A 7,258-nucleotide genomic window follows, 5' to 3' on the forward strand; every position below is an offset into this window, starting at 1 on the left:
CGGCATACGCGATGACACACCTTCTCGTGGGATCGTATTTGTGTATAATAGACAGGTCCTATACGAGTTCGCCGCCGAGCTGCCTGAGCAGCTCGGCGGCGTTTGTCATGCACAGCTCGGGGTCGGGCTCGAGGTCGAGGAGCGCCCGTACGCCGGCGGCGCCCGCCTCGGCCGCCTCGGTGGGGGAGAGGGTGGTGCGGCCGCAGACCACGGTGGCGGGGATCCCGGCCTCCCGGGCTGCCTGGAGCACGCCCATCGGGGCCTTGCCGGACAGGGTCTGGTGGTCGAAGGAGCCCTCGCCGGTGACGACCAGATCGGCGCCGGCGAGCGCCTCGGCGAAGCCCACGAGGCCGAGCAGCAGCTCGACGCCGCGCTCGACCCGGCCGCCCAGCACCGCGAGGGCGGCGAACCCGACGCCCCCGGCCGCTCCGGCTCCGGGGGTGTCTTCCGGAGCGGAGCGGCCGAGAGCGTCGGAGATGAGGGAGGCGTACGTCGTCAGGGACTCCTCGAGGATGGCCTGCTCCCGCGGGCCGGCCCCCTTCTGTGCCGAGAAGGTGGCGACGGCGCCGCGAGGGCCGAGGAGCGGGTTGTCGACGTCGCAGGCGACCACGATCTCGATGTCCCGCAGACGCGGGTCGAGACCGTCGAGGTCGATCCGTGCCAGGCTCTGGAGCGCCGCTCCGCCTTCCGCGAGCTCTGCCCCGGAGGCGTCGAGGAGTCGTACGCCGAGGGCGCGGAGCATCCCTGAGCCGCCGTCGTTGCTGGCGCTGCCGCCGAGCCCGATGACGATCGTGCGGGCGCCACCGTCGAGCGCGGCGAGCACGGCCTCACCGAGACCGCGGGACGTGGCGGTGAGTGGGGCGAGTCGGCCTCCGGGCAGCCGGAGCAGCCCACAGGTGTCGGCGAGCTCGACGACCGCCAGATCGCCGCGGACGGCGTAGTGAGCCGCCACCGGATCGAGTGTCGGGCCGGCGACCTCGACCGGCACCAGGTCGAAACCGGCGCCGGCCAGCGCGGCCACCGTGCCGTCGCCGCCGTCGGCGATCGGCACGATGCGTACCTCCGTCTCGGGGTGCGCCGCGAGGATCCCGGCGGCCACCGCGTCGTCGACCTCGCGCGCGGTCAGGGAGCCCTTGAACTTGTCGCAGGCGACCACGACGACCGGACGGCCCTGATCGTGACCGGCCATCACAGGTGGGGGAGGACGAGGTCGCGGTAGCGCTGCGACATGGTGGCGAGCACCTCGTCGGGGTCGCCGGCCCAGATCGCCTCGTTGAAGATCTCGACCTCGACGTCGCCGGTGTAGCCGGTCGCGGCGACCATCCGCGTGATCGGCGCGAAGTCGATGACCCCGTCCCCCATCATTCCGCGCGCCAGCAGCGCGTCGGCGGGGATCGGCAGGTTGAAGTCGCAGACCTGGTACCCCGCGATCCGGCCCTCTGCGCCGGCCCGCTCGACCTGGGCGGCGATGTCCGGGTCCCAGAAGACGTGGAACGTGTCCACCACGACCGCGACCGCGTCGACCGGATGCGGCGCGGCCAGGTCGAGTGCCTGCCCGAGGGTCGAGAGGACCGCCCGGTCGGCGACGTACATCGGGTGCAGGGCCTCCAGGACCAGCTTCACACCGTGGTCGCGGGCGTAGGGTGCCAGCTCGGCGAGCCGCTCGGCGACCCGCACCCGGGCACCGGCCAGGTCCACATCGCCCTCGGGCAGGCCGCCGACGACCATCACCAGCGCGTCGGTGCCCAGCGTCGCGGCCTCGTCGACCGCCCGCTTGTTGTCCTCGAGCGCGCCGGCGATGCCGGCCTCGTCGGATGCCGTCAGGAAGCCGCCGCGGCAGAGCGAGGAGACGCGCAGGCCGGCGTCGCGTACGAGCTTGGCCGCCTTCTCCAGCCCGGCCTCGTGCACGCGGTCGCGCCACAGTCCGAGGGCGGGGATGCCGGCCCGAGCCGCCCCGTCGACGGCCTCGGCGAGGGTCCAGGAGTTGGTGGTCTTGGTGTTGAGCGAGAGGCGTTCCAGCCCGGTGATGCTGTCGGTCACTGGTCGACTCCTTGCACGGTGAGGAAGGCGCGCATGCGTGCGGCCGCGAGGTCGGGGCTGGTGAGCAGGCCGGCCGCGTCGGCCAGCCGGAACACCTCGGCCAGATGGGTCACCGAGCGACCTGCGTGCAGGCCGCCGGCCATCGAGAAGCCGGGCTGGTGGCCGTTGACCCAGGAGAGGAACGCGATCCCGGTCTTGTAGTAATAGGTCGGCGCCTCGAAGATCTTCCGGCCGAGCGCCTGGGTGCTCTCCAGCAGCTCGCGAGCCTCGGCCGGGGCTCCCCGGTCGAGCGCCTGCAGCGCGGCCGAGGCCGCCGGGTAGATCGCCGCGAAGATGCCGAGCAGCGCGTGCGAGAACTCGCCCTCGCCGGTGCCCTCGCCGACGATCAGCTCGGGATAGTTGAAGTCGTCCCCCGTGTAGAGACGTACGCCGCCGGGCAGCGCCCGGCGCAGCCCGACCTCGTGCTCGGCGTCGAGGAGCGAGACCTTGACCCCGTCGACCTTGCCGGGACGGGCCCGGATGACGTCGAGGAAGGTCTCCGTCGCCTCTGCGACCGAGGAGGAGCCCCAGTAGCCCGCCATCGCCGGGTCGAACATGTCGCCCAGCCAGTGCAGGATCACCGGGGTCTCGGCCTCGTCGAGGAGGGTCGCGTAGACCTCGGCGTAGTCATCGGCGTCCCGGGCGACCCGGGCGAGCGCGCGCGAGGCCATCACGATCGTGGTCGCGCCGGTGTCGGCGACGACCTTCATCTGCTCACGGTAGGCGTCGATGACGGCCGCCAGGCCCTGCCGGCCCTCGGGGACGGCGTCGAGGGCGAGCTGGTCGGTGCCGGCACCGCAGGCGATCGACCCGCCCACGCTGGCCGCCTCGGCGGCCGAGCGGCGGATCAGCTCGGCCGCGGCGGTCCAGTCGACCCCCATGCCGCGCTGGGCGGTGTCCATCGCCTCGGCGACGCCGAGACCGTAGGACCACAGCTCGTGCCGGTAGGCCAGGGTGCGGTCCCAGTCGATGTCCGCGGGGGCACCGGGCACGTTCTCGGCGAGCGTGCGGGGGACGACGTGGGCGGCGGCGTACGCGGTGCGGGAGGTGAACGGCGCACTCGGCTTCGTCCACTCCCGAGGGGCCGCAAGCGGGTAGAGCTCGGTGCCGCCGCCGGGCAACGGGAGGCGTACGGAGGTCACAGCTGGATCTCTCCGAGGTCGACCCGGCGGCCCTCGGCGGAGGAGGTGAGCCCGGCCTCGGCGAGCCGGACGCCGCGGACGCCCGCCATGAAGTCGTAGGGGTGGTCGCCGTCGCCCTCGACGTAGCGGATGAACTGCTCCCACTGCGCCTTGAAGCCGTTGTCGAAGGGCTGGTTGTCGGGGACCTCGGTCCACAGGTCCCGGAACTGGATCGACTCGACCAGGTCGGGGTTCCAGACCGGCTTCGGGGTCAGGTTGCGGTCCTGGGTGACGCAGTGGTGCAGGCCGGCGACCGCGGATCCGTGGGTGCCGTCGACGTGGAACTCGACCAGCTCGCCGCGGTTGACCCGGGTCGCCCAGGAGGAGTTGATCTGGGCGATGATCCCGCCCTCGAGCTCGAAGATGCCGTAGGCGGAGTCGTCGGCGGTCGCCTCGTAGCGCGCGCCCTTCTCGTCCCAGCGCTCGGGGATGTGGGTGACGACCTTCGCGGTGACGGCCTCGACCTTGCCGAAGAGGTTCTCCAGGACGTAGTTCCAGTGGGGGAACATGTCGGTGGTCATGCCACCGCCGTCCTCCTTGCGGTAGTTCCAGCTCGGCCGCTGGGCGGGCTGCAGGTCGCCCTCGAAGACCCAGTAGCCGAACTCGCCGCGCACGCTGAGGATGCGGCCGAAGAAGCCCGACTCGACCAGGCGGCGCAGCTTGAGCAGACCCGGGAGGTAGAGCTTGTCGTGGACGACGCCGCTCTTCACTCCGGCCTCGGCCGCCAGGCGGGCCAGGCGCAGCGAGCCCTCCACGTCGTCGGCGATCGGCTTCTCGGTGTAGACGTGCTTGCCGGCCGCGACCGCCTTGGTGATGGCGACCTCGCGGACGTTGGTCAGCTGCGAGTCGAAGTAGACGGTGTCCTCGGCGTTGCCGAGGGCCTCGTCGAGGTCGGTGGTCCAACGGTCCAGGCCATGCTCCTTGGCGATGTCCTGGAGCTTCTCGGCATTGCGTCCGACCAGGATCGGGTCGGGCAGGATCCGGGTGCCGTCGGAGAGCTCGACACCGCCCTGCTCCTGGATCGCCAGGATGCTGCGCACCAGGTGCTGGCGGTAGCCCATGCGTCCGGTGACGCCGTTCATGATGATGCCGAGCCGTCGTGTGGCCATGTGTTCGTTCCTCGTCTGCTGGAGAGCGATGGGGGAAAGCGCTTTCCAATACGGTAGGACAGATGTGACGCCCGTCGCAAGAGGGCGTTCCGTGATGCCGGACGCAGGAGGCCTTTCGGGGCCTCAGGAACGCGGGGGAGTGCTCTCCCGCAGCACGACCTCGCCGTGGACGGACCTCTTGCGAAGCTCCGCCGACGGCTTGCCGAGCACGAGCTCGAGCGCGAGCCGGCCGATGTCGGCCAGGGGAAGACGTACGGTGGTCAGCCCCGGCGTCACGTCGCGCAGCGTGGCGATGTCGTCGAAGCCGGCGACGGCCAGGTCGGGTCCGACCTCGACGCCGGCCTGCCGGCAGGCCGCCAGGGCGCCGACCGCCATCAGGTCGTTGACCGCGAAGACGCAGTCCACCGCGGCGCCGTCGTCCCGGCCGTCCTCGAGCAGCCGGGTCATCGCCCGGCGGCCGCCGTCGCGGCTGAACTCGTCGGAGACGTACGCCGGCGCCGAGCCGGTCGCCTCCAGCCACCCCTCCGCGAAGCCGGCGTGGCGTTCGGCCGAGACCAGCAGGTCCTCGGGGCCGGTGAGCACCGCGGCGCGGCGGTAGCCGAGGCCGACCAGCCGCTCGGCCAGCGCCTTGGCGCCGCCGTGGTTGTCGATCACGACGGTGTCGACCGGCAGGCGCGGCTGGCTGATCGCGGCCGCCCGGCCGCCGCCGTCCAGGTAGGACGTCAGCAGGTCGGCGACCTCGCTGGTGTGGCGTACGTCGGCCGTGTCACTTCCCGCCAGCACGATCGCCCGGCTGCGCTGGCGTCGCAGCGCGGCCAGGAACTTCTGCTCGCGCTCGGGCTGACCGCCGGTGTTGCACAGCATCACCAGCAGGCCGTGCTTCTCGGCCTCGTCGGCCAGGCCGCCGGCGATGGTGGAGAAGTAGGGGTCGGAGATGTCCTTCACCAGCAGCCCGACCGTCTCGGTCGAGCCGCGCGCCATCGCCTGGGCGTTGGCATTGGGCATGTAGCCGAGCTTGTTCGCCGCCGCCAGGACCTTCTCCTGCAGCTCGGGGCGCACCACCCGGTCGCTCCCGTTCAGCGCGCGCGACGCGGTGGCCAGCGAGACCCCTGCCTCGCGGGCGACATCGCTCAGCGTCGCTGCGCGTTCTCCGGCCAACTGACTCTCCTTCGGCTTCCGCTCCAGGAGCCTAAGGCATCCGCCGAATGCGTACGCCGCGCTCCGGGTCTCCTCAGACGTACCCACCCGTTGCCGAGTCGGCGCGTTTGTACGCCCAGAACCGCCGAGTCGGCGCGTTTGAACGAGCCGACTCGGCGTGAGTCTTCGTCAGAACGGGCCGACTCGGCAGTCAGGGGCGTCCGAGGGTGGAGGCGCGGGCGATGAGCTCTGGTGTGAAGACGACCTGCTCGTGCTGGTGGGTGGGGTCGCCGACCTCGTCGAGGAGCAGCTCGGCGGCGCGGCGGCCGAGGTCGTGGCGGGGCTGGCGTACGGAGGTGAGGGGCACCGCCGCGGCGGCGGCGAACTCGATGTCGTCGTAGCCGACGATCGCGAGGTCGCCGGGTACGGTCCGGCCGCTGGAGATCGTCTGCTGGAGCAGCCCGAGCGCGAGCAGGTCGTTGGCGCAGAACGCGGCGGTCGGGCGGCGCCGGGCGGACAGCCCGACGAGCCGCTCGCCGGCGGCGCGACCACAGGCCACGGTCGGGGCCTCGCAGGAGAGCATGACGAGGTCCTCGGGCGGTAGCCCGGCCTCGGCCCACGCCTGCCGGGCGCCCTCGCCGCGGTCGCGGACCTGTCCGATCGACTCCGGCCCACCGACGTACGCCACCCGCTTGTGGCCTTCGTCGATGAGATGCTCGACGGCCAGCCGCCCGCCCAGGACGTCATCGACGGCGACGGAGCAGAACGACGACCCCGCCCGGGTGCGGTCGACGATGACGACCGGGGTGCCCCGCTCGATCAGCTGGTCGAGCTGCGGGTCGTCGGGGTCGACCGGGGTGATCAGGATGCCCTGGACGCGCTGCTGCTGCAGGTGGGCCAGGTGGGCGCCCTCGCGGGCCGAGCGTCCGTCGCTGTTGCACAGGAACAGCGAGAGCCCGGCCGCCTCGGCGGCCAGCTCGATGCCCTGGGCCACGTCGGTGAAGAACGGGTTGCCGGCGTCGAGCATGACGTAGGCCAGCGACTGGGTGCTGCCGGTGCGCAGCGAGCGCGCCGACTCGTTGCGCACGAAGCCGAGGTCGGCCATCGCGCGCTCGACCCGTTCACGTGTCGTTCGGCTGACCCGCTCGGGGCGGTTGAGCACGTTGGACACCGTGCCGAGGGACACGCCTGCGGTGGCCGCGACATCTTTGACCGAGGCGCTGCGCGGTGAACCCGCCGGGGTGATCGCCACCTGGGCTCCTTCCTGAAACGTTAAATCGCAGCATAGGCCGTGGACGGCGCTGTGACGAGGAAGGGACGCTACCCGGATTGACCGATGTCGGACATGCTCATTAGCGTCCATGTCTAAATCGTTTCATCGGAGGTCGTCATGGAGCGCGTCTGCTTCCAGCTGCAGGTCAAGCCCGAGCGCATCGAGGAGTACAAGCGGCGCCATGCTGCGGTCTGGCCCGACATGCTCCGGGCGCTCTCGGAGACCGGATGGCACAACTACTCCCTGTTCCTCCGTCCCGACGGCCTGCTCATCGGCTACGTCGAGACCCCCTCGATCGAGGCTGCTCAGGCCGGAATGGCGGCCACCGAGGTCAATGCTCGGTGGCGGGCGGAGATGGCGGAGTTCTTCGAGGACCTCGACGGCGTCGCGCCCGACGAGGGCTTCCTCCGCCTCGAGGAGGTCTTTCACCTCGAGGACCAGCTCGGTCGCGACTGACTCCCTCGCCGAGTCGGCGCGGT

At 71.6% G+C, this 7,258-nt stretch carries 7 protein-coding genes; 1 reads left to right on the forward strand and 6 read right to left on the reverse strand.

Annotated elements, in window-relative coordinates:
- Window positions 1–58: 58 nt before the first annotated feature.
- The 6 genes from ACFV9G_RS29285 to ACFV9G_RS29310 all read right to left on the reverse strand — a co-directional run bounded on the left by ACFV9G_RS29285 (window position 59) and on the right by ACFV9G_RS29310 (window position 6,758).
- Window positions 59–1,189 carry a glycerate kinase gene (locus tag ACFV9G_RS29285; protein ID WP_378732905.1) on the reverse strand — a complete coding sequence of 377 codons (1,131 nt, stop codon included), beginning with the start codon at window positions 1,187–1,189 and terminating at the stop codon, window positions 59–61.
- Entirely contained in the window at window positions 1,189–2,040 is an 852-nt protein-coding gene (locus ACFV9G_RS29290) for a sugar phosphate isomerase/epimerase family protein (protein WP_378732907.1), read from the reverse strand. The genes ACFV9G_RS29285 and ACFV9G_RS29290 overlap by 1 nt, the downstream gene beginning before the upstream one ends.
- Window positions 2,037–3,221 (reverse strand): dihydrodipicolinate synthase family protein, encoded by a 1,185-nt coding sequence (locus ACFV9G_RS29295; RefSeq protein ID WP_378732909.1) that lies wholly within the window; start codon window positions 3,219–3,221, stop codon window positions 2,037–2,039. Before ACFV9G_RS29295 ends, ACFV9G_RS29290 begins: the two co-directional genes overlap by 4 nt.
- Window positions 3,218–4,369: a Gfo/Idh/MocA family protein gene (locus ACFV9G_RS29300; RefSeq protein ID WP_378732911.1), complete on the reverse strand. Its 1,152-nt coding sequence runs from the start codon at window positions 4,367–4,369 to the stop codon at window positions 3,218–3,220. The genes ACFV9G_RS29295 and ACFV9G_RS29300 overlap by 4 nt, the downstream gene beginning before the upstream one ends.
- 123 nt (window positions 4,370–4,492) lie before the next feature.
- Window positions 4,493–5,527, reverse strand: a complete 1,035-nt coding sequence (locus tag ACFV9G_RS29305) for a LacI family DNA-binding transcriptional regulator (protein ID WP_378732913.1) — start codon at window positions 5,525–5,527, stop codon at window positions 4,493–4,495.
- 190 nt (window positions 5,528–5,717) lie between these two features.
- The gene (locus tag ACFV9G_RS29310; protein ID WP_378732915.1) at window positions 5,718–6,758 is read right to left on the reverse strand and encodes a LacI family DNA-binding transcriptional regulator; all 1,041 of its coding nucleotides are present in this window, start codon (window positions 6,756–6,758) and stop codon (window positions 5,718–5,720) included.
- Window positions 6,759–6,896: 138 nt separating this feature from the next.
- Here ACFV9G_RS29310 and ACFV9G_RS29315 point away from each other — a divergent pair, with 138 nt between their 5' ends.
- Window positions 6,897–7,235, forward strand: coding sequence for an L-rhamnose mutarotase (locus ACFV9G_RS29315; RefSeq protein ID WP_378732916.1), 339 nt, complete (start codon window positions 6,897–6,899; stop codon window positions 7,233–7,235).
- Window positions 7,236–7,258: the final 23 nt, after the last annotated feature.

This window comes from Nocardioides sp. NPDC059952, assembly GCF_042730435.1.
Taxonomy (GTDB): Bacteria; Actinomycetota; Actinomycetes; order Propionibacteriales; family Nocardioidaceae; genus Nocardioides.